Here is a 26,795-nt window from a genome sequence, read left to right on the forward strand (position 1 = left end):
AATTCGTTATTTAATCCGTTGCACAAGCGACGCATATACTTGAAGCATCATCGGCATCATCGCTGGTATTTATTCACGGCGCGATTGTGCTCGGTCAGATTATCTGAAAAATGGCTGGTGCCATCTCCTTTTGCGACAAAATACAGCGCATCACTTTTCGCTGGATTAAATGCAGCCATTAGCGAAGCGATACCGGGTAAGGCAATCGGTGTGGGCGGCAAACCAGCGCGGGTGTATGTGTTGTAAGGCGTATCGGTCAGCAAATCATGTTTTCTGATTTTACCTTTGTATTGTTCTCCCATGCCGTAAATCACGGTGGGATCTGTCTGTAACAACATTCCTGTTCGCAAGCGGTTGATAAAAACAGATGCAATCAAGGTACGCTCTGCTTTTTGACCCGTCTCTTTTTCAATAATGGATGCCATCGTCAGTGCTTCGTATGCAGTCTTGTACGGTAACAAGGTATTTCTGTTCGCCCAGGCTTCATTCAATTTTTTAAGCATCGAGGCATGCGCTTGCTGATAAATTTCCATATCGTTACTCCCCTTGGCGAATAAATAGGTGTCGGGGAAAAACAAGCCTTCAGGCTGCGCAAAATCAGCATCGACCTTACGCATCAACTCGCGATCGGACATGCTCGCTGTGCTATGTTTGATTGATGGGTGACTATTAATGACTTTGCGCATTTGCTGAAACGTCCATCCTTCAATGATCGACAGAGACGCGAATGAGAAGTCACCGTTGACCAGCTTGTCCAGCAGATCCATGGGCGTTTTGCCCGCTTCAATATCGTAGGAACCTGCTTTGAGTTTGTTCGCTTTGCCAGTGGCTCGCGCGAGAATTTCAAACAGCCAAGGGTTCAGTGGTACGCCTGCCTCTTGCATTTGTTTGCCAGCACTACGCACACTGCTGCCGTTTTTGACGTTGAAGTCAATCGCTTCCGTTCCACCGTGAATCGGCTGGCCGGTCCAGTAGATCATGCCGCCTGCCGCCGCACCGCCAAGAAGAATCACTAGTATAAAAAGTTTTTTTATGAATGCCATGCTAAAGAGGAGATGTGGTTGGCAAACGCATTTTGCCGGAGCGCACTATAATCAAAATTGTGACCCGTATTTTAAACCGAGACTTCATGAACACAGAAACAATGACGAGCTGGCAGGATTTTTTAGCGCAACAGAGCAAAACGAATGGCCCTCCGGTCTGGCAAAGCTCTACTGCACAAGCATTGCAAACGGGCTTTGTTGCGGCACTGACGGATCAGGCATTGTTGCTGGCAACGGGTGAAGATGCCGCCACTTTTTTGCATAATCAATTGACCAATGATGTTGAGCATTTAAAAGATGATCAGGCTAAGCTTGCCTGCTATTGTTCACCGAAAGGTCGGATGATTGCCAGTTTTCTGTACTGGAAAACCAGTGAAGGTATCGTGCTGCAGCTGCATCAGTCTATCAGGCCAGCGATTCACAAGCGTTTGCAGATGTTTATCTTGCGGGCAAAAGCAAAATTGCAGGATATCAGCACAGACCAGATTGTGCTGGGCCTCGGCGGCACTGCCGCAGCAAGTGTTTTGTCACGCTGGTTTTCGGAATTGCCGCGCGAAGCATATTCAAAAATAGAGACGCCATTCGGCACCTTGATTCGAGTCAGCGATGCCAATAACATCGCTCGCTATCAATGGAGCACCAGCAATGCGATCGGGCAAGAGATATGGCCTCTGCTGCAAAAAGAACTGGCGATTGTCGATGCAAGCGCATGGCGACTGACCAATATTCAAGCCGGAATCCCACAGATCATCGATAAAACACAAGAACACTTCGTGCCGCAAATGGTGAATTTTGAGCTAATCGGTGGTGTGAATTTTAAAAAAGGCTGCTATCCCGGCCAGGAAATCGTCGCCCGTAGCCAGTATCTTGGCAAGTTAAAGCGCCGCATGGCGCTGGCGCGCATCGTTTATGACGGTGATCAGCCGATTATGCCAGGCACCGAAGTATTCACAAGTGAAGAGGCGGCGCAAGCTTGCGGCATGATTGTGAACGCCGAGTGGGTAAGTGAGGATGAGTGCCTGTGCCTGGTCGAGATCAAAGTCGCTGATCAGGAGGCAGGCTCTATTCACCTCACATCTAGCACCGGGGCCACGCTGACCTTCCTCCCCTTGCCGTATCCGGTGATTGACGTTACAGCATGATTTTAAAAATGATGAATAAATATATACTCAGCCCCAGTATGGCAAATAACTACCCCAATACGAAGGTAAAACAAGCGGATAACGCTGATAAATTCCTATACCCCCTATAAAATAATCATAATAAATAGATTTCTATCAGGGAGATTGTCGGGACTGATGGAGGATGACAAGTATGGATTGCTATATTTATTACAAAGTGCCGGTGGAGTTTCAGGATCAGGTAATGGGGCAAGTACGCGGTATGCAAGCCGCACTACATGCTCAGACTGGCGTCAGCGGTGGACTGCAACGACGTCCGGAGATCAGTAATGGCATGCATACCTGGATGGAAATTTATCGCCAGGTTCCCGACAGCTTCATCGCCAGCCTGACAGTGGCGGTACAGCAGACACGCTTAATACCACTGATAGATGGTGAGCGTCATCCTGAGTTTTTTATGGAGGTGATTCCATGTGTCTGATCGTTTTTGCCTGGAAGCTGCTTCCGCACACTCCTCTGATCGTGGCCAGTAACCGTGACGAATTCTATGACCGTCCTGCCGCACCGGCGATCTGGTGGGAAAACTCGCCGCATGTTTTTGGAGGACGTGATTTGCAGTCAGGTGGTACGTGGATGGGCGTTGCTGAAGTGCGCAGCCGTAGTAGCAATAGTGGTGGCGAGAGTCATACAGGTGAACAATCAACTGCCATGAAGAAATTTGCCGCCATCACGAATGTCCGTGCACCGTCTGAGAAAAGAACGGATGCGCCGTCACGTGGCAAACTCGTCTCAGACTATCTGACTGGCACCCTATCCGCACAGGATTATATTGCCAGCATCAAAGATAAAGTCGATGACTACAATGGATTCAATCTGCTGGTTGGCGACGACAATGATCTGATCTGGTTTTCAAATCGCAAACGGGACGATCCGCGCAATGGTCAGGCACTGCCACCCGGTATTTATGGAATTTCTAACGCTGCGCTGGATACGCCATGGCCCAAGGTTGTCAAGACCAAGGCCGAGTTCGCCAGCCTGCTCTGCCAGCGCGCACCTGAGGAGGCTTACTTTGAAATGCTGTCGAATACGACGCCAGCGCCAGACTGCCGCCTGCCCGATACCGGAGTGAGTTTTGAGATGGAGCGATTGTTATCTGCGGCATGCATAGAGTCCCCAGATTATGGAACGCGTGTATCGAGTCTGGTAAAAATCCACAGCCATCATCCGGCTGAATTTCACGAAAAACTACTGCGTTAGACCTGCTCAGTATTTCACGAAAAATTTTTCGCATATCTTCGCATCAAGCAATTTCATTCACACATCGCGTAAAGGCGCACGCCACAGCAACACCGCAGCAATCAGCTTGAGCAGGCACGGCAAAATCGCATAAGCGATACCGAGAGCAAATATGCCCTGAGTATCGGAAGTCCCGGGTATATAGCTCAGATAATCCAATAGCGGCAATGACACTCCTGCAGCCAGCGCCAGATTCATCTTGGTTGCCCAATTCCATGCGCCAAAATAGGCGCCCTCTCTTTGTCCGCTATGGCCACCACGCCGGATGACTGCGGCCAGTAATGCGGGCGGCAAAGCCAGATCCGCTCCGAGGGCAAATCCTGATAAGACGCAGACCATACCAAATGATGTCGCTGCGCCCGCGCCCAAGCCAAATACCCACATAAATGTGACAATCGATAACACCATGCCGCACAGCCAGGCTCTCGCCTCGCCCAACCGGCCTGCCACCATTACCCACAATGGCATAGACAAGGCTGCAGCAACGAAATACACGATCAAAAATACGCCGGATAAATGTTCAAGCTGCAAACGGTCTTTAGCAAAAAACAAGAATAAAGTCGCCGGAATCGATGCCGCAATACCATTGACGACAAATACAGTAAATAAATGCCGGAAATAGTGATTTTGAAATGGTAATGTCAGTGAGGCAAATATCTGCGCAACGCCAGAGCGCCCCCCATCTTGATTGCCAAACTCCGGCTCCGCTGCATCCGGCGGATTACTGGCAGCGGGTCTGGGTGCGTAGCTGATCAGCAAGCTACTCGCTAGCAAGAGTGTGAAGACGAAACTCGTCGACAACCAGGCAATGCTCACTAATTGTGATAATGCTGCGGCTGAAATGACGCCAAGCAAGCCGCAAGCCTCGCGCACTGCCGTCAGCCGCGTCCGTTCTAATGGCGCCTGAGTCAGCGCGGCGCCCCAGCTTTGGTGCGCAATTGTTGCCAAACTAAAGCCCGCATACACCACCATCAATGAGCTGAGAAACCAATAAAACGGCGCAAAATTAGCGACTGGCAATGGATGAAATAAAGCAAGAAAACCAAAAATCAGCGCAGGCAAAGCGAATGTAATATACCGAGCATGCGATCGGCGGTGCCGGTTCTGGTCTATCCACCAGCCGATTGCCGGGTCAATGAAAGCATCGAGCAAGCGCGCCAGCAAAAGTGCAGTGCCGATCAATGTTAACGATAGGCCGAAACGTGCTGAATAAAACTGCGGCACATACACATAAATCGGCAAGGCGACCAGAGCTAGTGGCAAGCCAAAAAGGCCGTAATTCAGTAATCCGGAAAACGATAATCGGCTCATCTTATCTGTAACTGTGCATCATGTGTATCGATCGGGGGCGCAGGATCAAGAGCGTTGGGCCAGCAGCGTTCATCAACCTAGGCTTTGAGTTTGAAAGGATTGAAATCGGTATCCTTGTCGTAATAATCTTCGTTCTCTTTTCGCTTCAAGAATGCGACCACCTTATAGGTGAACGGCGTCATTATCACCTCCCAGCTCGTCTTCAACACGTATTGCGCAATGATGACCGAGATCAGCTGATTATTTGACCAGATGCCGTAAAACGCGATCACATAAAACAAACTCGAATCGACAAACTCACCGCAAATCGTCGAACCTATGGTTCGCATCCAGAGTTGACGACCGGCCATTGCTACTTTCATTTTGGCCATGACATAGCTGTTCACAAAACTACCGCACCAGAACGCAATCATTGATCCAAGAACAATGCGCGGTGTATTACCGAATACGGCATCCAGATGCGTCTGATAATCGCGATTGAAAGGATCCGCTGCAGGCTTCAGAGATAACACCACAGCCGACATGATGCCGGCAAAAATCAAGACACCAAAACCTGCCCAGATCACGCGCCGGTCTCGTCCGTAGCCATAGACTTCTGTCAGTACGTCACCGAAGATATAAGAGATCGGAAAGAACAATACGCCGGCACCAAAAGTCACTGCACCAAGTATTGGCAAGGTCACTTCGGCAGCCTTTGCCGCACCGATGAGATTCGAACAAAGTAATACCGTCACAAAAGCCGTCATGACGAAATCGTAGTATTTATATTGAGTAACGGGGCGTGTCATTGGCCAGTATTCCGTTTTGATGTTAAGTGCCAGTTTGTCGAAATTTCGGATCAGATCGATTATTCATCAAATTATCCAAGGTCATCATTGGATACGCTTGGCAATACAATAATTTTCATTTTGCATGTGCTAAATAGTAACGTAGATACAAAAACAGCGTGACCACTTAACGAGGTTCACGCTGTTTTGCTGTGTTTTGCGGCAATCCTGCTTCATCCGACATAACTACATCATAGCCAATTACGTGCTGACAGTATTTTCATACATTTTGAGTAGCGTATTCGTATGCGCTGTATCCTCGTTTAGCTCAATTCTTCCAGCCGCAACTTCGTTACTGAGCCAAACACGGTAGATAGGCCTTCAATCTTTGCAATCGCAGACAGGATATTTTTTTCCTGGGTCTGATGTGTGAGGATGATGATGTCGGTCTTCTTCTCCCCTTCGCCCGGTTCTTTTTGCAGCATCGCATCGATAGAAATCGAGAAGTCAGCAAGAATTTTAGTGACGTCGGCCAGAACGCCGGCCTGATCTGCAACATGCATACGCAAGTAGTAACTGGTGACGATCTCAGACATAGGCAGAATCGGCAGACTGCTCATGGCATTCGGCTGAAAAGCCAGATGCGGTACACGATGTTCAGGATCGGCAGTTGCCAGGCGTGTGATGTCCACCAAGTCGGCAATCACGGCAGAGGCAGTCGGTTCGGCACCGGCACCCTTACCGTAGTACAGCGTCGCACCGACGGCATCACCTTGCACTAATACGGCATTCATTGCTCCTTCGACGTTAGCAATCAGGCGTTTTTCTGGAATCAGTGTTGGATGGACACGTAATTCTATGCCTTGCTCGGTACGCTTGGTGATGCCAAGCAGTTTGATGCGGTAACCCAATTGTTCTGCATAGCGTATATCTGTCGCTTCGAGTTTGGTAATACCTTCGACATGAGCCTTATCGAATTGCATAGGGATACCGTAGGCAATCGACGCCATGATGGTCGCCTTGTGTGCCGCATCGACACCCTCAATATCAAAGGTCGGATCAGCTTCGGCATAACCGAGTGCTTGCGCTTCTTTCAACACGGTATCGAAATCCAAGCCTTTGTCACGCATCTCGGACAAGATGAAGTTGGTGGTGCCGTTAATGATGCCTGCAATCCATTGGATGCGGTTGGCCGTCAAGCCTTCACGCAAGGCTTTAATGATAGGAATACCACCTGCGACGGCAGCCTCGAACGCGACCATCACGCCTTTCGCCTGTGCCGCAGCAAAAATTTCATTACCGTGCGTAGCGAGCAAGGCCTTATTGGCGGTAACCACGTGTTTGCCATTGGCGATCGCCTTCAATACCAAATCCTTGGCGATGCCGTAGCCGCCGATGAGTTCGATGACAATATCAATCTCTGGATTGGTGACGACAAGATTGGCATCATTCACGACTTCGACTTCACCATGAGTCAGTTCACGCGCCCGCTCAACATTCAGATCTGCCACCATGGCGATCTCAATCGAGCGACCAGCGCGACGCGTAATCTCTTCCTGATTGCGCTTCAAAACATTAAATGTGCCGGAGCCGACGGTGCCTATGCCTAACAGGCCTACTTTGATGGGTTTCATAATATTCAACTAGTAAGAATGGGTTTTATTTTAGTTCGCAGAAGCAAGGAGAACAAGCGTACGTGCCGCCCACAGTGAGGGACAACAGCAAGGCTCGGCGATACAGCAATGCAGCGAATGCACTCGTGCTCTACGAACTAAAATTAATTGGTACCGTGACGTTTTCGATATCCCTCAAGGAAATGCGAAATACGTCCGAATGCTTCAGTCAAATCATCCGTGTTCGGCAGGAACACAACACGGAAATGGTCGGGATTGATCCAGTTGAATCCCGTTCCCTGTACTAACAACACGCGCTGCTCGGTCAGCAGTTCGTGAATAAATTCCTGGTCGTCCTTGATCGGGTACATCAAAGGATCCAGTTTCGGAAACATATACAGCGCGGCTTTAGGCTTGACGCAGGTCACACCCGGTATATCGGTTAACAGCTTATGCGCCAGATCGCGCTGCTTTAGCAAACGTCCGCCGGGGCCGACCAGATCATTGATGCTCTGATAACCACCCAGCGCCGTCTGGATCGCAAACTGTCCGGGCGCATTCGCACACAGACGCATGGAGGCTAGCATATTCAAGCCCTCAATATAGTCTTTGGCATGACGTTTTTCACCGGAGACCACCATCCAGCCAGCGCGATAGCCGCAGGAGCGATAATTTTTTGATAGACCATTCAAGGTCAAAAACAAAACATCGTCAGCTAAAGAAGCGATCGACGTGTGCGTCGCCTCGTCATACAAAGTTTTATCGTAAATTTCGTCCGCAAAAACGATGAGCTGATGCTGCCGTGCGACGTCAACAATCTGCTGCAAAATTTCGACCGGATATAAAGCACCAGTCGGATTATTCGGATTGATGACCACAATCGCTTTGGTATTCGGTGTGATTTTGCTCTTGATATCGTCAATATCCGGCATCCAGCCAGCGCTCTCGTCGCAGACGTAATGAACGGGTTTGCCGCCAGACAGGCTCACTGCGGCGGTCCACAAGGGATAATCCGGTGCCGGCACAAGGACCTCATCGCCGCTATTGAGCAAGGCATTCATGCCCATTACAATCAATTCGGATGCGCCGTTACCGATATAAATATCTTCAATTGTTACACCGCGAATATGTTTTTCCTGGGTGTAGTGCATGATGGATTTGCGCGGAGCAAACATGCCTTTGGAGTCGGTATAACCGGCTGCATTGTGCATATTGCGGATCATATCCTGCACGATTTCATCCGGCGGATCAAAATTGAACACCGCCAGATTGCCGATATTCAGCTTGATGATCTTGTGGCCTTCCTCTTCCATCTGTTTGGCTTTTTCCATGACAGGGCCACGGATGTCATAACAGACGTCTGCTAATTTTTGTGATTTTTGTATGGGTCGCACTGCGGCAATCCTTGCTAATATTGGGGCTGCAGTGCAGAAAAATGCTGCACTGCCGAACGTTCCATTCTGCCCAATGCGCACGTTTTTATCAATGCGTTTCGTCGAATAATCTAATTTTATTCGCTGCTGACTGGCATTCGTCTTGATTTTACGACTGTTTTGCATGATTGCAGGAAATCTCAGTCGAATTGGAATATGCCTGGAGAAATCAAGCCCATTGATTAATTTTTGCAAAGACACCAGTTGAATTGGTGGCGGATCAAAATGATCTTAAATTGGCGCAAATCATCGGGTCGCAGCAGAATGCAGACTGAGTCCGGTAAAAAAGTTACAATGCCGCACTCATCAGTTACCCACTTAATCGAGCACGATAGATGAAGCTGCATTCCACTGCCACCCAGCAATACCAAACCATCACTGCCTATGATAAGGACAGTGTTGAAATCAACGCGATTACTTACAAGCACAGTCTGATCGTTTTGCCTGAAACAAAACCTGCGCAATGGTCGGCAAATAGCTTTGAAGACTTAAATACGACTGACTTTGCTCAGATAGAAGCGACGATGCCGGACGTCGTCATTCTGGGCACCGGCTTGAAGCAGCGGTTCGTTCATCCCAAGCTCACCGCCTCACTGGCAGCCAGGCGTATCGGTGTCGAATGTATGGATAATCAGGCAGCCTGCCGTACTTACAATATTCTGATGGCTGAGGGACGCAAAGTCGCTTTGGCGCTGATCATGGACGCCGTATGAAACAACACCGGTCTCCTTATGATTCTCCGGCGACACTCTGGCTGATCGCGTTAGTTTTTTTGTTGATCTGGTTTTATATGCTGGGTGCCCGCACGCTGGTGCCAACGGATGAAGGTCGTTATGCAGAAATGGCGCGTGAGATGGTCGCGACCGGTGACTGGATCACCCTGCGATTGAATGGCATTAAATATTTTGAAAAGCCACCCCTGCAAAACTGGATGAACGCGATCAGTTTTGAATTGTTTGGTCTTGGTGACTGGCAGGCGCGTCTTTGGACAGGATTGACTGGCTTGCTCGGTGTCGCTCTGGTCGGCATTGCCGGAAATAAGATGTTTAGCCGCCGGGTTGGCATCAGTGCAGCTCTAGTATTGGGCTCCAGCTTTTACTGGGCCGGTATGGGACATGTAAATTCGCTAGATATGGGCTTATCTGGCATGTTCACAATTGCTTTGTGCGGGTTATTGCTGGCACAAAGAAATGGTGCAAGTGCTGTGGAACAACGCAATTATATGTTGCTGTGCTGGATTGGCATGGCCTTAGCTACCTTATCGAAAGGGTTGATCGGCTTCGTTCTTCCCGGTGGCGTACTGGTGATTTACAGCCTGCTGACAATGGACTGGCGATTGTGGACGCGCTTGCATATGGGTAAAGGATTGATTGTTTTTTTTGCTATTACTGCACCGTGGTTTATTTTAATTGCCATGAAAAATCCTGAACATCCGCAGTTCTTTTTTATTCATGAGCATTTTGATCGTTTTACCAGCAACGTGCATAAGCGTGGCGGCGCCTGGTATTTCTTTTTTCCATTTCTGATATTAGGGATTGTTCCTTGGATTGGCCTGCTAATACAGGGGCTGTGGACCGGCACTCAAGATCGCAACGGTCTTGAAAAAGGTTTTCAAGCCAAAAAAATGCTACTTATTTGGGCAGTCTTTTTCTTTTTCTTTTTTAGCATTTCCGGCTCAAAATTACCCGGATATATCTTGCCTATCTTCCCGGCAATTGCACTGTTAATTGCCTGCTATCTTGAGCACGCGTCGTCCAGATCAATAATGATTGCCAGCCTCTCCTTTGCGGCACTTGGCGTTGTAGGTCTGGCGTTTGTCAGCAAGGCGTCTGGCATGGGTAAGCTAGCGTATGAGATCCCTTTATATCAAGCCTATGCCCCATGGCTGGCGGCCGCGGCAGTGTTAACGCTGGTCGGCGGCATCCTGGCATGCTTAATGGCGCGCAGACCATCTGTAGGCAAAGACTGGGCGGTAGTTATCCTGGCATTAAGCGGCTATGTTGCCGGACAGATTGCTTTTTTGGGGCATGATCCCTGGGGCAAATATATCGCGGGCACAGAACATATTCCCGCTATCCGTGCCGCGTTGCTTAAGGCCGATACGCCGCTATATGCAGTCGGACGTTATGAACAGGCACTTCCTTTTTACCTCCGGCACACCTTGATTCTGGTTGAGTTTCCGGATGAGATGGAGTTTGGGCTAAAGCAGCAACCCGAGCTCTGGATTCCCAAACTTGAAGACTTTGTTGCTCGATGGCGGGCTGATGCCGCCAGTGGCAAAGCTGCGGTAGCAATTGTCCGTACCGATATTTATGAAAAATTCGTCGAGGACAAAGTGCCTATGCGCGTGATCGGACAAGATCCGAGACGGGTGATTGTGTCCACAATTTTGACGACTAGTGCGACAGATACTGCTCCCGCAGGCGATCAGGCTACATCTCAATCAATCCAGCAACCAACTACTCAAGTGGCAAAATAAGATGAATATAGGCACCTTTGGCATTATCCTGACCGGCATTTTTCTCAATGCATGCGCACAACTCCTGCTTAAGATAGGTACTAAGGCGGTGGGCGCAATTCATCTGACAGCAGAAAACTGGTTTTCTATTGCTCTTCAGCTAGCTACGCAGTTGCCCATTATTGGTGGACTAACTTGCTATGTGGTGTCGGTTGTGGTCTGGATCATCGGACTGTCACGTGTTGATGTGACGATTGCTTACCCGCTGCTGTCGATTGGCTATGTGGTGAATGCGATCGGCGCCTGGTACTTCCTCGGCGAAGTGATGTCCTTGCAGCGTATGCTGGCGATTCTGGTGATTATTGTTGGCGTCGCCCTGCTGGTGAAAAGCTGAATCCGAGAACCAACTTATTAAACGAGAGGGAGTATAGGCAATAATAGCCCTTAATCCGTCTGTTTTATAACGTGCTTTAAAAATACTCTACCTGAGTATAAAAAATGAATAACTAAGTAAGTAAATTAATAGAAGGAATTTGTAATGACTACAGCCCTGCCCTTTCTGCCTTTCACGAAACCGACCATGGATGAGGAAACGATTGCCGCGGTTGGTAATGTTTTACGTTCTGGCTGGCTGACCAGCGGCCCGAATGTGCAGGCGCTGGAAGCGCAGTTATCCGAGTACTTCGGCGGCCGTCCGGTGCGCACCTACAATTCCGGCACTTCCACGATGGAAATCGCCTTACGGATTGCCGGCATCGGTGCGGGGGACGAGGTGATTACCACGCCAAATTCCTGGGTAGCCACCGCTAATGTGATTATCGAAGTCGGTGCGACGCCGGTATTTGTCGATATTGATGCACGTAGTCACAATATTGATCTCGACAAGGTCGAAGCCGCAATTACGCCACGTACCAGGGCGATTATTCCTGTTCATATGTGTGGCTTGCCGTGTGATATGGACAAACTGTACGCGATTGCCAAGAAGCACAATCTGCGCGTAGTCGAAGATGCCGCACAAGCCATCGGCTCTACCTGGAAAGGCCAGCGCATCGGCGCATTCGGCGACTTTGCCTCATTTAGTTTTCAGGTTAACAAAAACATCATGACCGGTGAAGGTGGGTGCCTGGTCTTAAATAACGCAGAAGAAGCTCGCCTCGCAGAAAAATATCGCCTGCAAGGCGTCACCCGCAGCGGTCTTGATGGTATCGATGTCGATGTCCTCGGCGGCAAATACAATATGACCGATATCGCCGCTGCGATTGGTCTGGGACAGATGAAACATCTGGCAGAATTTAACGCCAGGCGCAAAGCATTGGCGCATCATTACTTCACGATGTTTGGCAGCGAGTTTGAGGCACAGACAGGCGCAGAATTGCCGATTGCTGATTTTGACAACAGTAACTGGCATATGTTTCACATCGTTCTGCCCGAGCGTATTAATCGCGGTGAATTCATGCAACATATGATGGATGTCGGTATCGGCCTTGGCTATCACTACCGCGCAATTCATTTGTTCAGCTATTATCGTGCACGCGGCTTTACAGATGGGATGTTCCCGATTGCAGAGCGTGTCGGCAAACAGATCGTCACCTTGCCGCTTTTTCCAAGCATGACCGAAGCCGATGTCGAAAGAGTCGTGACTGCGGTAAAATCTCGCCTTTCCTAATTCGGACCACGCTTGATGAAACCTGAACTCTCCGTCGTCATCCCCGTTTATAACGAAGAATCCGGCCTCGCGAAGCTATACGCGCGCCTGTACCCGGCACTCGACTCTCTGGCAGCGCGCGGCGTCCCTTATGAAATCATATTCGTCAATGATGGTAGCCGCGATAACACCGCCGCAATGCTGGCAGATCAGTTCCGTTTGCGTCCCGACGTGACTCGTGTCGTGCTGTTCAACGGCAATTATGGTCAGCATATGGCGATATTGGCGGGGTTCCAAGCAACACGCGGCGACATTGTGGTCACGTTGGATGCTGATTTGCAAAATCCACCGGAAGAAATCGGTGCGCTGGTCGATAAAATGCGCGAGGGTTTTGATTATGTTGGCTCTATCCGCCGCAAGCGTCAAGATTCCGCATGGCGCACCTACGCCTCCAAGGCGATGAATCGCATCCGCGAAAAAATTACCCGCATTAAGATCACAGATCAGGGAAATATGCTGCGCGCCTACGGCCGTAATGTAATTGATCTAATTAATCAGTGCAGCGAAGTAAATACCTTTGTTCCTGCGCTGGCCTATACGTTTGCGCGCAAGCCGACTGAAATTACGGTGGAGCATGAAGAACGTGCGGCCGGTGAGTCGAAGTATTCCTTGTACAGCCTTATCCGTTTAAATTTTGATTTGATGACTGGCTTTTCTATCATGCCTTTGCAGCTATTTTCGATGCTGGGCATGGTGCTGTCAGCGGCCTCCGCATTGTTGGTGTTTTTGCTGTTGATACGCCGCTTTGTTCTGGGAGCTGAGGCGGAAGGCCTGTTTACTTTGTTTGCGATTGCCTTCTTCATGATGGGTGTGATTTTGTTCGGCATCGGCCTGCTCGGCGAATACGTTGGCCGAATTTATCAGCAAGTTCGCGGTCGTCCACGTTATGTCGTGCAGGCTATTCTCGAGCAAACTAACGGCGACGCGACGGAAACTAACTAAGATGTCTTCATCCAATACCACTGCGGTTGTATTCGCCTATCACAGCGTCGGCGTCCGCTGCATTAAAACCCTGCTGGCGCGCGGTATAACGATTGAACTGGTCGTTACCCATGAAGACAATCCGGCTGAAACGATCTGGTTTGAATCGGTAGCTGCGCTATGTAAAGAGCAAGGCATACCGACGATTACACCGGCAGACCCGAAATCTGCTGAGTTGCATGCGCAAGTCGCTGCCATTTCGCCAGATTTTATCTTCAGCTTTTACTACCGGAACATGTTGCCGCTCGAATTGCTTGCTCTGGCAAAACGCGGCGCGTATAACCTGCACGGTTCATTACTTCCCAAATATCGTGGTCGCGTGCCTGTCAATTGGGCGGTACTCCATGGCGAAACCGAGACCGGCGCCACCTTGCATGAAATGGCGCTAAAACCGGATGCGGGTGCCATCATTGCGCAGACCATGGTACCGATTTTGCCTGATGACACCGCATTTGAAGTGTTTGGCAAATTGACTGTCGCCTCGGAGCAAACATTGTGGTCTGCCTTGCCCGGCCTGATCGCCGGAACAGCGCCAAGCTTAAACAATGATCTGGCTAAAGGCAGTTATTTTGGGGGACGTAAACCAGAGGATGGTCGCATCAACTGGGAGCAGACTGCTCAGCAAGTCTATAACCTGCATCGCGCGGTTGCCCCGCCATATCCTGGAGCTTTTACTGAATTGCATGGCAAAACTTATGTTATCGGAAAAGCACGACTAAATACGACATCAACAGCAAAAAACACCATAGATTTGCCGACAGGCTTATGTGTAGTGGATAATGCTATCCTTGGCGTTTGCGGCGATGGCCGTGCGCTCACAATTATGGAATTATTGTTGAATGGTGAAGTAGTCACTGCCAAGGCACTTGATGCTGCACTCAAGTCTCGCTAGGTTCGGCGTCGCCCAATTATGTATCAGCAGCTTTTGACAGGCAGCATCGTCAAAAACAGCGCTTTAGTATTCATCAAGACACCAATTAATTTTTAAAAATTATAAAGAAATCATCATGAAAAAAGTCCTCATTCTCGGCGTCAACGGCTTTATCGGTCATCACTTGTCTAAACGCATCTTGGAAACGACAGACTGGGAAGTCTATGGCATGGACATGCAAACCGAGCGTCTGGGCGACATGATCAATCATCCGCGCATGCACTTCTTTGAGGGTGACATCACCATCAATAAAGAATGGGTTGAGTACCATGTTAAAAAGTGCGATGTCATTCTGCCTCTAGTCGCGATCGCCACACCATCGACTTATGTCAAACAACCTCTGCGCGTTTTTGAGCTGGATTTCGAAGCAAATCTGCCTATCGTCCGCTCGGCCGCAAAGTACGGCAAGCACCTGGTGTTTCCTTCGACATCCGAAGTATATGGCATGTGTCATGACGAGGAATTCGATCCTGAGCAATCCGAACTGATTTGCGGCCCGATCAATAAGCCCCGCTGGATTTATTCTTGCGCCAAGCAATTGATGGATCGCGTCATCTGGGGCTATGGCATGGAAGGCTTGAATTTCACGCTGTTCCGCCCGTTTAACTGGATCGGCGCTGGTCTGGACAATATTCACACACCAAAAGAAGGCAGTTCTCGTGTCGTAACCCAATTTTTCGGTCATATTGTCCGTGGTGAAAATATCTCCTTGGTTGACGGCGGCGCACAGAAACGCGCTTTCACATATATCGACGATGGCATCGATGCGCTGATGCGTATCATCGATAACAAGGATGGCATTGCCAGCGGTAAGATCTATAACATCGGCAATCCGACCAATAACTATTCGATTCGTGAACTCGCTCACATGATGTTGACTTTGGCTGCTGAATATCCGGAATATGCAGATACTGCGAAAAACGTGCAACTGACAGAAACCACGTCTGGTGCCTATTACGGTGCAGGTTATCAGGACGTTCAAAGTCGCGTACCAAAAATCACCAATACCTGCGAAGAGCTGGGCTGGGCGCCGACAACGGACATGAAAGACACCATGCGCAATATTTTCGATGCTTATCGCAGCCAGGTAGCCGAAGCCCGCGCATTGATGGACTAATCAGCACCAATGCCAAGCATCGTCCTAAAAATTGATGTCGATACGTTTCGCGGCACTAAAGAAGGCGTACCGAATCTGGTGCGCCTGTTAAAGCAGCACCAGGCTGGTGCTACTTTTCTATTCTCTCTGGGTAAAGACCATACCGGATGGGCGTTACGACGTGCTTTCCGTCCTGGTTTTTTCCAAAAAGTCTCGCGCACCTCGGTCGTTGAGCACTATGGTGTCAAAACCTTGATGTATGGCGTTTTTTTGCCGGCACCGGATATTGGTAAAGGCTGTGCAAATGAAATGCGTGCAGTTAAGGATGCTGGCTTTGAATGCGGCATTCACACCTGGGATCATGTCGTCTGGCAAGATAATGTGCGTCAACGTGACGCGGGGTGGACACAGCACCAGATGCAACAGGCATATTCGCGGTTCAAAGAAATTTTTGGCGCAGCACCAAAAACCCATGGCGCCGCAGGATGGCAGATGAATGCCCATGCGTTTGAGCAGCTCGATCAGTTCGGTATGTCATATGCGTCTGACGGACGTGCCCTGCTCAACGACAACGGCAGTCTGGCGAATACCACGGCGGGTCCTTATCGCTTGAAAGTTAATGGCAAATCCATGTCCTGCATTCAGATGCCGACCACGTTGCCAACACTGGATGAAATGCTGGGACGTGACATTGATGGCGTCGTCATTAACGGGTCAAATATTGCCGCTACAATCCTTAAATTAACGGCAGTACCAAGAAATCACGTGTTTACCCTGCATGCAGAACTTGAAGGGCAGAAACTCGCCCCCATCTTCGAGGAATTGCTGAAAGGTTGGCGCGAACAAGGTTACGATTGTGTTTCGATGGGAGATTTTTATGAGACCATCAAAAACGACAAATTACCAGCTCACACGATCAAATGGGTTGAATTGCCTGGTAGATCCGGTGAATTGTTTGCATTAGCCGCCTGAGCTGTAGCTGACCCGGATGGATGGCGGACAGCTTGAATGCTTCTCCATCCACCTACTCAGGAGACTACTGTGGCCGATAGCCCATCCGCACTGCAATGCCAGGTTCCAGAATTTTCTGCTGCGATGACCAGCGAACAAACGTTTCAGCTTAGTCACTACGCTGGAAAAACTATCGTCATCTATTTTTACCCTAAAGACAACACCCCAGGCTGTACGACGGAGAGCTTGGCATTTCGTGATGCCCATGCCTCATTTGAAAAAAACAATGCCGTCGTATTCGGCGTGAGTCGTGACAGCCTGCGTTCGCATGAGGGTTTTAAAGCTAAATTGGGCTTGCCGTTTGAGCTGATATCTGACCCTGAAGAAACTGTCTGCAATTTGTTTGACGTGATGAAGATGAAAAATATGTACGGCAAACAACATCGTGGCGTCGAGCGCAGTACGTTTGTGATTGACGGCAGCGGCAAATTAGTGAAAGAATGGCGTGGAGTAAAAGTAGCTGGACATGTTGATGAAGTGTTGGAATTTGTGAGCGCAAACCAGTAATTGAAATCTAAAATTTTCTTCGAGAAAAAGCCGCAGATGGAAGTGTCCCGGATTAATCCGGTGTCCTTCTTAGCGGCTTTTTGACTTTTAAGCTCTCACACTTTTAGAAGAGGTCCTAATGCCCCTGCCGAAAATGCCGACTAAACCAGCGGCCCTGCTGTCCCCTAAGGACTACCCTAAAGCAGATAAATCAAAATCTTTAAAACAAGATAGAACTGAAGTTAAAGCTGCACCAGCAAGAAAAATTGAAGTGGCTACACCCACAAAACCTTCTCAGTTAGCCAATATCGTTGCGCCTGTCGCTAAGATCGCGCCTGTGGCAAAGCTTGCCTCATCAGCAGTCGCGGCAAAACCGACAGCAAAACCAGCCGCCCTGAAACATGACAACCGCGTCAAGTCAGGAACCAGTCGTGCGGCCGATAAATCAGGCATAACAAAATTATTCGTTCTCGACACCAACGTCCTGATGCATGACCCGACATCGCTGTTCCGCTTTGAAGAGCATGATGTCTATCTGCCGATGATCACGCTTGAAGAACTCGATGATCACAAAAAAGGTATGTCAGAGGTCGCACGCAATGCACGCCAGGTATCGCGCTCACTGGATGCGCTGGTAGGCGATATTGATCATCACGAAATTGAAAAAGGGATTCCTTTAGCGAAGCTTGGCAATAAAGATGCAAAGGGTCATCTGTATTTTCAGACAAAATTGCAAGGCGGCGCCCTGCCCCAGGGACTTCCTCAAGGAAAGGCTGATAACCAGATTTTGGCAGTAGTCCGTGCACTTGAGGCTGAATCTCCTGGTCGCCCAGTCGTATTGGTATCAAAAGATATCAACATGCGTATTAAAGCCCGTGCGCTGGGCTTACCTGCCGAAGACTATTTCAACGACCATGTTCTGGAAGACTCCGACCTTCTATACACCGGCATCGTGCAATTACCAGATGATTTCTGGAATAAGCATGGTAAAGGCATAGAAACCTGGCAAGAAAATCGTAATGGTCTGAGTACCACGTTTTACCGGATTACAGGCCCGATCATCCCTAGTCTGCTGGTCAACCAATTTGTCTATTTGGAACCAAAGAACGGTGAAGCTTCGTTCTATGGTCACGTACGTCAGATCAATGGCAAAACGGCAGTACTGCAAACTTTACGGGACTACGGACATGCCAAGCATAGTGTGTGGGGTGTGACTTCACGCAACCGGGAACAGAATTTTGCCCTGAACTTGTTGATGGATCCTGAGTGTGATTTTGTGACCTTGCTGGGGCAAGCCGGTACCGGCAAAACACTGCTTGCACTGGCAGCTGGTCTGGCTCAGGTATTGGAAACCAAAACCTATAACGAGATCATCGTGACGCGTGTGACAGTCCCTGTTGGTGAAGACATCGGCTTCTTACCTGGTACGGAAGAAGAAAAAATGTCGCCGTGGATGGGCGCATTTGACGACAATCTTGAAGTTCTGAATAAATCGGATAACGATGCCGGTGATTGGGGGCGTGCAGCAACACAAGACTTAATACGCTCAAAAATCAAGATCAAATCACTGAACTTTATGCGTGGCCGTACTTTCGTCAACAAATTCCTGATCATTGATGAAGCGCAGAATCTGACGCCAAAACAAGTCAAAACTCTAGTCACACGTGCCGGCCCTGGCACTAAGATCATCTGTCTTGGCAATATCGCGCAGATCGATACTCCTTATCTGACCGAGGGATCCAGCGGCCTGACTTATGTTGTAGATAAATTCAAGGGCTGGGCACATAGTGGTCATGTCACGCTGGCACGGGGTGAGCGTTCTCGCCTTGCAGATCACGCTAGCGAAATTTTATAAAGAAAATCAGCCTCTCTTCGAACGGCACCTCAGGGTGCCGTTTTTCTTTGTGCGATTGCTTTTTAGATTGTGTTTTATGTCGCTATATCTTGATAAAAAATCCGTTTTGGCATCGTCAACACCATTTTTTGATTTGATATATTATATTGCCTAGGCAATTAATATTTAATAATCATGGAACAACAAGCTAAGCCATTTTCTTTTTCCAGCTACCAAGTCGAAGATAGCGTTGGTTATCTTCTCTCCAGAGCGAAAACGATGCTATCAAAAGCCGTAGACGATTCGCTGGTTGATCTTGGAATTACACATGCTCAGGCTAGCGTGATCATGATGCTGGCGATTGGGCGATGCAGTACCGCTGCAGAGTTAGCACGTGATTTATTTATTGATGCTGCCGCCATGAAACGCATGTTAGACAGGCTGGTAGCTAAAGAAATTCTGGCGCGTACGCCCGATGCGAATGACAAACGTTTGCTAAAGCTCGTACTCACAGAACAGGGGCGTGCATTGGCAGAATGCCTGCCCCCCATCTATAACCGCAATCTTGATATTGCATTTACTGGATTTAGCCCTGAAGAAATTGGTTTTTTAAGAAGTTTATTAAAAAAATTATTAGCGAACCGATGCTTATTTGAACCAATCGAATCCACATAACAATCATTGCCCCGACATCTATTATTTTTCTTTTTTGATAAAAATTATGAAGCTCATACCTAAACGGCATACTGGCTTGCAATTAGCGATAGCAAGTAGTCTGGTGCTCACGCTCTCGGGCTGTGCAAATTTTACGGGCATACAAAGTAGTGCCCAGTTACGCTCACTTCCGACACAAACGGCTGAGGTGAATTCTTCTCCAGCATACTGGCAAGATGCTAATTGGGCGCAGCAAATCGGCGGTAAAGATTTACAAAACCTGATTGATGCTGCAATTGCCGACAATCCCGGACTACAGGTCGCTGCCGCCCGCATTGGCAGCGCCAAAGCATTGACAGAAGTTGCTGGAGCCAACGATAAAGTGAATGTCAACGCGAGTCTGGATAGCACTTACCAGCGCTTCACAGAGCATGGCATGATTCCGCCTCCACTGGCGGGAACAACAAAAAGCAATAATCAAATTACCCTGAATGTCGGGTATGAACTCGATTTCTGGGGCAAACATTCGGCTGAGATGCGCTCTGCCCTATCCCAAGAAAAAGTTGCGCTTGCAGAACAGCAAAGTGCCCGGCTGATGCTGAGTACAGCAATCGCACACGCCTGGGTGCAATTGGCACGACAATATGAGCAACTGGATTTAAGCACCCGTCAACTGGCGGTGCGCAATAAACTCGACGACCTCACGAAACAGCGGGTAAAAGCAGGACTAGATACCAGTACAGAAATACAGCAAAGCCTGATCCAAAGCTCGACGCTGCAGGCAGAGATCAACCAATGGCAAGAAGCCATCGTACTAAGCCGTAATCAACTAGCTGCGTTATTGGGGCAATCACCTGAGCGCGGGCAGTTAATCGCTAAGCCTGTGTTCAAAGCATCAAATAATCAGGCTCTGCCAGAACAGTTGCCTTTGGCATTACTAGGACGCAGGCCAGATATTGTGGCAGCTCGCTGGCGTGTTGAAGCTATTCAAGGTGAGATTGACGTGGCAAAAACTCAGTTTTATCCAAACATTAATTTAATTGGATTCGCTGGCGTATCGAGTCTGGGTGTTTCCAACCTATTTCAAAGTGGCAGTACGATTATTGGCGCAGGTCCGGCGATTCGTCTGCCCATCTTTGAAGGCGGCCGTTTGCGTGCGCAGCTTAAGGGAAAAGTGGCGTCATACGATGCCGCAGTTGCTACCTACAATCAAAGTCTGACTGACGCATTGCGTGAAGTCGCCGATCAGGTGCAGTCACTAAAAACTACAGATGCACAGGACAAAAATCAGCGAATTGCTGATGCGGCGGCAGCCAGAACTATTGACCTGGCACAGCAACGACAAAGGGCTGGCACCGCCAATATGTTACCGGTGCTCGCAGCAGAAAATGGCCGGATAAGCCAACAAAAATTATTGCTGGATATTCAGATTCGCCGCACTGATCTGCAAATCAATCTGATCAAAGCCTTGGGTGGTGGATATGACTTGCCTGCAGCAATACAGGCGCCGTCAGCCCCACAAGCAAGCAATCTGTTACGAAATCAATCTCAATCATCAACTCAATTATTAATTAAAGCGGAGGCCGCATAATGAACGCGCCTGATACAAATAAAAACTCCAACACAACTATCGTGCAAGCTCCCGTTGAAAGCAGCTCTAAACGCCGCGGCCTGCTGATCATCGCAACCATCGTTTTTGTAATAGCCGGTCTTGCTTATGCATTCTGGTGGTTCACTGTCGGCAGCCATTTCGAACATACCGAGGATGCCTATGCGGCAGGTAACGTTGTGCAGGTAACGCCGCAGGTATCTGGAACCGTCCTCGCGATCCATGCTGATGACACTGAGATGATACAAGTCGGTAAGCCATTGATCGAACTCGACAGAGCCGATGCTAAAGTTGCTTTAGAACAGGCAGAGGCACAACTTGCCCAAAGCGTACGCGAAGTACGTGTGTTATTCGCGAATAACGCCCCCTTACAAGCGAGCGTCACTGCACGCAGTACAGAAGTTGATCGCACAAAGGCCGATCTCGCGCGTCGCCAGCAATTGATTAGCACAGGCGCGGTCTCAACAGAGGAAGTAGAGCATGCTCGCTCTGCCCTGCAAAGTGCCGAATCTGCTTTATTAGCAGCACGCGAACAACTCGCGTCAAACAAAGTTCTGACAGATCGCACCAGCGTAGAACAACATCCGAACGTCCAGCGCGCGGCAGCTCGCGTGCGTGAAACATATCTGGCGTTTTCCCGTACGAGCTTAGTTGCGCCAATCTCAGGATATATCGCAAAGCGCTCGGTTCAGGTAGGGCAGCGTGTCGCAGCGGGTGCACCTTTATTGTCGATTGTCCCGCTGAATGCATTGTGGGTTGATGCAAACTTTAAGGAAGTACAGTTAGCGCATATGCGCATAGGTCAAGATGTGACTTTGCATTCTGATTTATATGGATCGGATGTTGAATATCACGGCAAGGTTGCAGGAATGTCTGCCGGAACTGGTTCCGCCTTCGCATTATTACCCTCACAAAATGCCAGCGGCAACTGGATCAAAGTGGTTCAGCGCGTTCCTGTCCGTATCGCCCTAGATGAAAAAGAGTTAATCGCTCACCCGTTGCGTATCGGACTATCAATGCAAGTCAAGGTCGATATCTCACAACAGCAAGGTAGCGCCCTGACTGCAGCAGCACCGGTTCGTAACACTAGCGCTTTCAAGACCAATGTATTCGAGCAGGCGGGTAAAGAAGCGGATCAGCGTATCACTCAAATCATTAGCAATAATATCGCCAAAAATCCGTAATGAACTCCCCATCTAAACCAGCGACAGGAGCAGGTCCCCTGCCGCCGCTCAAAGGTTCTCAGCTCGCAATGGGAACCCTGGCACTGTCTTTGGCAGTGTTTATGAATGTGCTCGACTCATCGATTGCAAATGTCTCGATCCCTGCTATTTCCGGCAATATGGGTGTCTCGCCTCAGCAAGGTACCTGGGTGATTACCTCGTTTGCAGTAGCGAACGCGATTTCAGTCCCTTTAACAGGGTGGTTGACAAACCACTTTGGACAAGTGCGCTTGTTCATGTCATCTATCTTGCTATTTGTACTGTCTTCCATGTTATGCGGCATGGCACCCAATATCGAAACATTAATTGCAGCGCGCGTACTGCAAGGTGCCGTTGCCGGACCGATGATTCCGCTCTCTCAATCCTTGCTTCTCGGTAGCTACCCGCCTTCAAAGAGTGGGATGGCGTTAGCCCTTTGGGGGATGACGACGCTGGTAGCGCCGATTATGGGGCCGCTTCTCGGCGGTTGGGTATCGGATAATTATTCTTGGCCATGGATTTTTTACATCAATATTCCTGTCGGTTTATTTACAGCATGGGCGACCTGGTCAATCTATCGCAAACGAGAATCACAAATTAAACGTCTGCCAATTGACACTGTCGGACTAGCACTGCTGGTCATCTGGGTTGGCGCATTGCAATTGACCCTCGACAAGGGTAAAGAGCTTGATTGGTTTAATTCAGGTGAGATTATTCTGTTGAGTGTGATTGCGGTCGTTGGATTAATTTACTTCGTCATCTGGGAACTGGGTCACGATCATCCTGTGGTCGACTTATCCCTGTTCAAGGGCCGTAATTTTACTGGAGGAGTAATTGCCATTTCTATCGGTTACGGTTTGTTCTTCGGTAGTCTAGTGATTATGCCTTTGTGGCTACAAACGCAATTGAGTTACACCGCTACAGAGGCTGGCAAGGTAATGGCACCTGTTGGCGTATTTGCGATCTTGTTGTCACCGATCATCGGAAAAATTTTACCGAAAGTAGATACACGTAAAGTAGCAACGATGGCGTTTATTTTGTTCGCGCTGGTTTTTTATATGCGTGCACAATTTACGACGGACGTTGACACGGTAACTCTGCTGATCCCGACCTTGATCCAGGGAGCAGCAATGTCGATGTTCTTTATTCCTTTGTCGTCAATTATTCTGTCCGGTCAGCCTATGGAAAAGATTCCGGCAGCATCCGGATTGTCTAACTTTGTACGCATCATGTGTGGCGGCATGGGTGCGTCAATCACGACAACCTTATGGGATAGCCGCAGCAGTCTTCATCATGCCCAGCTAACTGAGAGCACCGGTAGTGCCTACCCTGCTTTTGTTCAGAGCGTGCAATCTCTGATGCAACAGGGAATGCCGGAGCAAGGCGCATGGGCCGTGATTGACCGAGCAATTTCGGTGCAGGCAAGCACAATGGCTGCGACGGATATTTTTTGGCTATCGTCGTTTATGTTTCTAAGCCTGATCGGATTGGTCTGGGTGACAAAGCCGAAAAAATCAGCCGCACCGGTTGATGCCGGCGGAGCGCATTAAATTTTACTAATGACGCCTGTACCATCCGGCCCGCCACTCATCTGTCGCTAAAGGTCATATGTTTATGAACCTCCGGTGATTGATGAGTGGTATTTTTTTGCTTCGATAAAAGTAAGTTTTTTAATATTCAGTGCTTATAGAATTGGTATGATGCAATCTACGCTTCTGATTTATCCTTTTGATTGACCTACGTCAAAGTAATTTTCAGATGAAAAAAAACTCGCTTGAGTATTCAGATAGCTATTTTGCTGGCAATCCTTGCCGGACTCACGTTGCCAGCGCTGATCAGTGGCTGGATAGTAATTTGGGGCAAAGAAAGACATCTCGCCGTAGAACAGCAAAAACTCGACCTCCAGAGAATTACCAATACTCTTGCACTCAATTTACGCGATCCTGTTTGGAATAAAAATCCATCTGCAATTAAAGACCTGGTTGAAGCCGCCTTCACTTCGCCAGACATCAATAAAATCGAAATTTTCGAAGGAAATAAATCGATTTTCCTTAAAGACCTGTCCAGTCGAAAAATAGGCAGCGTCGTCACGACAGCGCAACCGATTCTGTATCAGGGTGAATTACTTGGGCGCGTCGAAGTCGCGCTGGACAGCGGTTATCTGGATGCTGATTTTTTGAGACGGATTAAAAACTATAGCGGCAGCATTGCCCTGCAAGTGATTTTCTCGCTCATCATTATTTTAATTTTGCTCTACTATCGTTTCGTCAAACCTTTACATCAATTAGCAATCGATGCAGACAGACTGGCTTTGGGTAATTTTTCTACACCGATCAGATGGGCAAGAGACGATGAGCTAGGCTATCTCGCAGAACGCCTGGAAGTCACCCGCAATACGCTGAATCAATTACTTGCAAAACTAGCCGAAAAAAATATACAACTACATCACGAACTATTGGAACGAAAAAAAACAGAGCAACTGATACTGGACCTGAATGAATCGCTGGAGCGTAAAGTCGAAGTCAGAACCCAAGAATTAAATCAATCGCAAAGTGAATTAGTCCGCTCTGAAAAATTGGCTGCTCTGGGATCATTGGTGGCGGGTATCGCTCACGAACTCAACACACCTATAGGTAATGCCTTGTTGGTATCAACATCATTCCTGGACCGAAGCCAAAAATTCTCAGAGATGTATCAGGCGGGTTTAGTAAAACGTTCTAGCCTCGAAGACTATTCGGCTAACTCGATTGAAGCAGGGCAGCTGATCATTCAAAATTTAAATAATGCGGCCGAACTGATCAGTAGCTTTAAACAGGTCGCAGTTGACCAGTCTAGCGACAAACGTCGCAGATTCGACACTAAATCGTTTATCAACGAAGTACTAGCGACATTACATCATCTGATCAAAAAAACGCCACATAACATTGAGGTAGAACTAGAGGCTGACATCATCATGGATAGTTATCCTGGTGCGTTGGGACAAGTGATTACCAATTTTTTTACGAATGCACTGTCGCATGGTTTTGAATCAGATGCAGCCGGCGTGATCCGTATTCAGCTGCGTAACTTATCGGATAAGGAACTTGAATTTAGTTTTAGTGATAACGGCAGCGGTATTGCGCCGGAAAATATCAATCGTATCTTCGATCCATTTTTTACGACTAAATTTGGCCAGGGAGGCAGCGGTTTAGGACTCAATATAGTCTACAACATTGTGCACGATATTCTTGGCGGGACAATCGAAGTCGAGAGCCAAAGCCATACTGACACTTACACCAGATTTATAGTACGCCTCCCTAAAGTAGCGCCGTATGCCAATGAGCAAAAATAATAATCTATAAAATAAATATCCTATATTCAGTATTTAATCTCAAGCTTGAATCAAGGAGGTGACAATGAAACGCCAACTTCTATGCATCATGATCGTACTTTGTAGCACCGCAGTTTTTGCGGGAGAAAAAGTCGTCTTATTGGGTGACGATGACTATGCACCCTATTCTTATGTTGAGAATGGGCAATTCAAAGGTATGTATGTGGAACTTCTAAATAAAGCATCGGAATTATTGAAGCCAGCCTATGAGGTAGAGCTCAAACCACGCCCCTGGAAGCGCAGTCTGGCAGATCTGGAGAACGGAACTGCATTTGCCCTATTTCCACCGGGGATGAAAAAAGAGAGGCCTTATATTGCGCCGTATTCGGTCGTACTTTACACCGAGACCGTCGTGTTGTTTTGCAATTCCGACGTCATGAAAACTTCCCGAAAAAAGTTTCCTGAGGATTTTAATGGTCTGACTATTGGCGTCAACGCAGGTTTTTTACTCTCCGGACGGTTAATCAGCGCTGCCAATGCAGGAAAAATCAGCTTATCCGAAGCAAAAGGAAACGAGGCGAATTTAAAAAAATTAGCACTGAAGAGAATTGCCTGCTACGCCACAGACAGAGGTGCTGCTTTTTATACGGCGAGAAAACTTCAGTCGGATCCTGATCTGACGAATTTCAAGTTGCAAGAGGCGCTTGAATTATCTGGCGAAGATACTTTTATTGGCTATAGCATCCATAGCAATCCACTGTATAAAACTGATTTTATTGAAAAAATGAATGCTGCAATAGAGACCATTGGTAATCCCCCCTGCAAACAAGCGTTGAAATGAGTAGAATTTTCTAAATATGATTTTTGAAAGTTCTGCATGAAGCCTTCCCGTTACACCGACAGTCAGATCATCGCCATCCTCAAGCAGGCCGAG

The 26,795-nt window shown here is 48.4% G+C and carries 24 protein-coding genes; 19 read left to right on the plus strand and 5 right to left on the minus strand.

Going from position 1 to position 26,795, the window contains the following annotated elements:
• Positions 1-56 precede the first annotated feature (56 nt).
• A complete protein-coding gene (gene mltG / locus ACO0LE_RS17940) occupies positions 57-1,043 on the minus strand; it encodes an endolytic transglycosylase MltG (protein WP_422961708.1) in 987 nt (328 codons plus the stop codon).
• Positions 1,044-1,129: 86 nt separating this feature from the next.
• Here mltG and ACO0LE_RS17945 point away from each other — a divergent pair, with 86 nt between their 5' ends.
• The 3 genes from ACO0LE_RS17945 to ACO0LE_RS17955 all read left to right on the plus strand — a co-directional run bounded on the left by ACO0LE_RS17945 (position 1,130) and on the right by ACO0LE_RS17955 (position 3,421).
• A complete protein-coding gene (locus tag ACO0LE_RS17945; protein ID WP_422961709.1) occupies positions 1,130-2,185 on the plus strand; it encodes a YgfZ/GcvT domain-containing protein in 1,056 nt (351 codons plus the stop codon).
• 172 nt (positions 2,186-2,357) lie between these two features.
• Positions 2,358-2,645 (plus strand): DUF4936 family protein, encoded by a 288-nt coding sequence (locus tag ACO0LE_RS17950; protein WP_422961710.1) that lies wholly within the window; start codon positions 2,358-2,360, stop codon positions 2,643-2,645.
• Positions 2,636-3,421, plus strand: coding sequence for an NRDE family protein (locus ACO0LE_RS17955; RefSeq protein ID WP_422961711.1), 786 nt, complete (start codon positions 2,636-2,638; stop codon positions 3,419-3,421). Before ACO0LE_RS17950 ends, ACO0LE_RS17955 begins: the two co-directional genes overlap by 10 nt.
• Before the next feature lie 57 nt (positions 3,422-3,478).
• Here ACO0LE_RS17955 and ACO0LE_RS17960 read toward each other — a convergent pair whose 3' ends face one another.
• From ACO0LE_RS17960 to ACO0LE_RS17975, 4 genes are all read right to left on the minus strand, one after another.
• On the minus strand, positions 3,479-4,771 hold the full coding sequence (locus tag ACO0LE_RS17960; protein ID WP_422961712.1) for an MFS transporter: 1,293 nt from the start codon (positions 4,769-4,771) through the stop codon (positions 3,479-3,481).
• A gap of 77 nt (positions 4,772-4,848) precedes the next feature.
• On the minus strand, positions 4,849-5,559 hold the full coding sequence (locus tag ACO0LE_RS17965; protein ID WP_422961713.1) for a queuosine precursor transporter: 711 nt from the start codon (positions 5,557-5,559) through the stop codon (positions 4,849-4,851).
• Between the two features lie 302 nt (positions 5,560-5,861).
• Positions 5,862-7,172: a homoserine dehydrogenase gene (locus ACO0LE_RS17970; protein ID WP_422956809.1), complete on the minus strand. Its 1,311-nt coding sequence runs from the start codon at positions 7,170-7,172 to the stop codon at positions 5,862-5,864.
• 143 nt (positions 7,173-7,315) lie between these two features.
• Positions 7,316-8,545 carry a pyridoxal phosphate-dependent aminotransferase gene (locus tag ACO0LE_RS17975; protein WP_422961714.1) on the minus strand — a complete coding sequence of 410 codons (1,230 nt, stop codon included), beginning with the start codon at positions 8,543-8,545 and terminating at the stop codon, positions 7,316-7,318.
• Between the two features lie 374 nt (positions 8,546-8,919).
• Between ACO0LE_RS17975 and ACO0LE_RS17980 the strand changes: the two genes are divergently transcribed.
• The 16 genes from ACO0LE_RS17980 to ACO0LE_RS18055 all read left to right on the plus strand — a co-directional run bounded on the left by ACO0LE_RS17980 (position 8,920) and on the right by ACO0LE_RS18055 (position 26,702).
• Positions 8,920-9,297 (plus strand): Mth938-like domain-containing protein, encoded by a 378-nt coding sequence (locus ACO0LE_RS17980; RefSeq protein WP_422961715.1) that lies wholly within the window; start codon positions 8,920-8,922, stop codon positions 9,295-9,297.
• A complete protein-coding gene (locus ACO0LE_RS17985; RefSeq protein ID WP_422961716.1) occupies positions 9,294-11,063 on the plus strand; it encodes a glycosyltransferase family 39 protein in 1,770 nt (589 codons plus the stop codon). The genes ACO0LE_RS17980 and ACO0LE_RS17985 overlap by 4 nt, the downstream gene beginning before the upstream one ends.
• 1 nt (position 11,064) lies before the next feature.
• Complete coding sequence (locus ACO0LE_RS17990) at positions 11,065-11,436, plus strand: EamA family transporter (protein WP_422961717.1); 372 nt, start codon at positions 11,065-11,067, stop codon at positions 11,434-11,436.
• Positions 11,437-11,580: 144 nt separating this feature from the next.
• Complete coding sequence (locus tag ACO0LE_RS17995) at positions 11,581-12,708, plus strand: DegT/DnrJ/EryC1/StrS family aminotransferase (protein WP_422961718.1); 1,128 nt, start codon at positions 11,581-11,583, stop codon at positions 12,706-12,708.
• A gap of 15 nt (positions 12,709-12,723) precedes the next feature.
• Positions 12,724-13,689, plus strand: a complete 966-nt coding sequence (locus tag ACO0LE_RS18000) for a glycosyltransferase (protein ID WP_422961719.1) — start codon at positions 12,724-12,726, stop codon at positions 13,687-13,689.
• Between the two features lies 1 nt (position 13,690).
• The gene (locus tag ACO0LE_RS18005; protein ID WP_422961720.1) at positions 13,691-14,620 is read left to right on the plus strand and encodes a formyltransferase; all 930 of its coding nucleotides are present in this window, start codon (positions 13,691-13,693) and stop codon (positions 14,618-14,620) included.
• Positions 14,621-14,735: 115 nt separating this feature from the next.
• Positions 14,736-15,776 carry a bifunctional UDP-4-keto-pentose/UDP-xylose synthase gene (locus tag ACO0LE_RS18010; protein WP_422961721.1) on the plus strand — a complete coding sequence of 347 codons (1,041 nt, stop codon included), beginning with the start codon at positions 14,736-14,738 and terminating at the stop codon, positions 15,774-15,776.
• 9 nt (positions 15,777-15,785) lie between these two features.
• Positions 15,786-16,727, plus strand: a complete 942-nt coding sequence (locus tag ACO0LE_RS18015) for a polysaccharide deacetylase family protein (protein ID WP_422961722.1) — start codon at positions 15,786-15,788, stop codon at positions 16,725-16,727.
• A 69-nt stretch (positions 16,728-16,796) separates the two neighbouring features.
• Entirely contained in the window at positions 16,797-17,273 is a 477-nt protein-coding gene (locus ACO0LE_RS18020) for a peroxiredoxin (protein ID WP_422956819.1), read from the plus strand.
• Between the two features lie 118 nt (positions 17,274-17,391).
• Positions 17,392-19,107, plus strand: a complete 1,716-nt coding sequence (locus ACO0LE_RS18025; RefSeq protein ID WP_422961723.1) for a PhoH family protein — start codon at positions 17,392-17,394, stop codon at positions 19,105-19,107.
• 174 nt (positions 19,108-19,281) lie between these two features.
• Entirely contained in the window at positions 19,282-19,761 is a 480-nt protein-coding gene (locus tag ACO0LE_RS18030; protein ID WP_422961724.1) for a MarR family winged helix-turn-helix transcriptional regulator, read from the plus strand.
• Between the two features lie 46 nt (positions 19,762-19,807).
• Positions 19,808-21,331 (plus strand): efflux transporter outer membrane subunit, encoded by a 1,524-nt coding sequence (locus tag ACO0LE_RS18035; protein WP_422961725.1) that lies wholly within the window; start codon positions 19,808-19,810, stop codon positions 21,329-21,331.
• Entirely contained in the window at positions 21,331-22,533 is a 1,203-nt protein-coding gene (locus ACO0LE_RS18040) for an HlyD family efflux transporter periplasmic adaptor subunit (RefSeq protein WP_422961726.1), read from the plus strand. Before ACO0LE_RS18035 ends, ACO0LE_RS18040 begins: the two co-directional genes overlap by 1 nt.
• Positions 22,533-24,101 (plus strand): DHA2 family efflux MFS transporter permease subunit, encoded by a 1,569-nt coding sequence (locus tag ACO0LE_RS18045; RefSeq protein ID WP_422961727.1) that lies wholly within the window; start codon positions 22,533-22,535, stop codon positions 24,099-24,101. The genes ACO0LE_RS18040 and ACO0LE_RS18045 overlap by 1 nt, the downstream gene beginning before the upstream one ends.
• A 224-nt stretch (positions 24,102-24,325) precedes the next feature.
• Positions 24,326-25,882, plus strand: coding sequence for a sensor histidine kinase (locus tag ACO0LE_RS18050; protein WP_422961728.1), 1,557 nt, complete (start codon positions 24,326-24,328; stop codon positions 25,880-25,882).
• A gap of 64 nt (positions 25,883-25,946) precedes the next feature.
• Positions 25,947-26,702 carry a substrate-binding periplasmic protein gene (locus ACO0LE_RS18055; protein ID WP_422961729.1) on the plus strand — a complete coding sequence of 252 codons (756 nt, stop codon included), beginning with the start codon at positions 25,947-25,949 and terminating at the stop codon, positions 26,700-26,702.
• Positions 26,703-26,795 lie beyond the last annotated feature (93 nt).

The sequence above is a fragment of the Undibacterium sp. Xuan67W genome, from assembly GCF_049340165.1.
GTDB lineage: Bacteria > Pseudomonadota > Gammaproteobacteria > Burkholderiales > Burkholderiaceae_D > Undibacterium.

What these genes read in the sequence shown, in the direction of transcription:
- ACO0LE_RS17950 (WP_422961710.1), top strand. Translation starts at nt 2,358, where the DNA reads ATGGATTGCTATATTTATTACAAAGTGCCGGTGGAGTTTCAGGATCAG.
- ACO0LE_RS18010 (WP_422961721.1), top strand. Translation starts at nt 14,736, where the DNA reads ATGAAAAAAGTCCTCATTCTCGGCGTCAACGGCTTTATCGGTCATCAC.
- ACO0LE_RS17960 (WP_422961712.1), bottom strand. Translation starts at nt 4,771, where the DNA reads ATGAGCCGATTATCGTTTTCCGGATTACTGAATTACGGCCTTTTTGGC.
- ACO0LE_RS17980 (WP_422961715.1), top strand. Translation starts at nt 8,920, where the DNA reads ATGAAGCTGCATTCCACTGCCACCCAGCAATACCAAACCATCACTGCC.
- ACO0LE_RS17995 (WP_422961718.1), top strand. Translation starts at nt 11,581, where the DNA reads ATGACTACAGCCCTGCCCTTTCTGCCTTTCACGAAACCGACCATGGAT.
- ACO0LE_RS18045 (WP_422961727.1), top strand. Translation starts at nt 22,533, where the DNA reads ATGAACTCCCCATCTAAACCAGCGACAGGAGCAGGTCCCCTGCCGCCG.
- ACO0LE_RS17970 (WP_422956809.1), bottom strand. Translation starts at nt 7,172, where the DNA reads ATGAAACCCATCAAAGTAGGCCTGTTAGGCATAGGCACCGTCGGCTCC.
- ACO0LE_RS18055 (WP_422961729.1), top strand. Translation starts at nt 25,947, where the DNA reads ATGAAACGCCAACTTCTATGCATCATGATCGTACTTTGTAGCACCGCA.
- ACO0LE_RS18030 (WP_422961724.1), top strand. Translation starts at nt 19,282, where the DNA reads ATGGAACAACAAGCTAAGCCATTTTCTTTTTCCAGCTACCAAGTCGAA.
- ACO0LE_RS17965 (WP_422961713.1), bottom strand. Translation starts at nt 5,559, where the DNA reads ATGACACGCCCCGTTACTCAATATAAATACTACGATTTCGTCATGACG.
- ACO0LE_RS18005 (WP_422961720.1), top strand. Translation starts at nt 13,691, where the DNA reads ATGTCTTCATCCAATACCACTGCGGTTGTATTCGCCTATCACAGCGTC.
- ACO0LE_RS17985 (WP_422961716.1), top strand. Translation starts at nt 9,294, where the DNA reads ATGAAACAACACCGGTCTCCTTATGATTCTCCGGCGACACTCTGGCTG.
- ACO0LE_RS18040 (WP_422961726.1), top strand. Translation starts at nt 21,331, where the DNA reads ATGAACGCGCCTGATACAAATAAAAACTCCAACACAACTATCGTGCAA.
- ACO0LE_RS17990 (WP_422961717.1), top strand. Translation starts at nt 11,065, where the DNA reads ATGAATATAGGCACCTTTGGCATTATCCTGACCGGCATTTTTCTCAAT.
- ACO0LE_RS18025 (WP_422961723.1), top strand. Translation starts at nt 17,392, where the DNA reads ATGCCCCTGCCGAAAATGCCGACTAAACCAGCGGCCCTGCTGTCCCCT.
- ACO0LE_RS18015 (WP_422961722.1), top strand. Translation starts at nt 15,786, where the DNA reads ATGCCAAGCATCGTCCTAAAAATTGATGTCGATACGTTTCGCGGCACT.
- ACO0LE_RS17945 (WP_422961709.1), top strand. Translation starts at nt 1,130, where the DNA reads ATGAACACAGAAACAATGACGAGCTGGCAGGATTTTTTAGCGCAACAG.
- mltG (WP_422961708.1), bottom strand. Translation starts at nt 1,043, where the DNA reads ATGGCATTCATAAAAAAACTTTTTATACTAGTGATTCTTCTTGGCGGT.
- ACO0LE_RS18035 (WP_422961725.1), top strand. Translation starts at nt 19,808, where the DNA reads ATGAAGCTCATACCTAAACGGCATACTGGCTTGCAATTAGCGATAGCA.
- ACO0LE_RS18000 (WP_422961719.1), top strand. Translation starts at nt 12,724, where the DNA reads ATGAAACCTGAACTCTCCGTCGTCATCCCCGTTTATAACGAAGAATCC.
- ACO0LE_RS17955 (WP_422961711.1), top strand. Translation starts at nt 2,636, where the DNA reads ATGTGTCTGATCGTTTTTGCCTGGAAGCTGCTTCCGCACACTCCTCTG.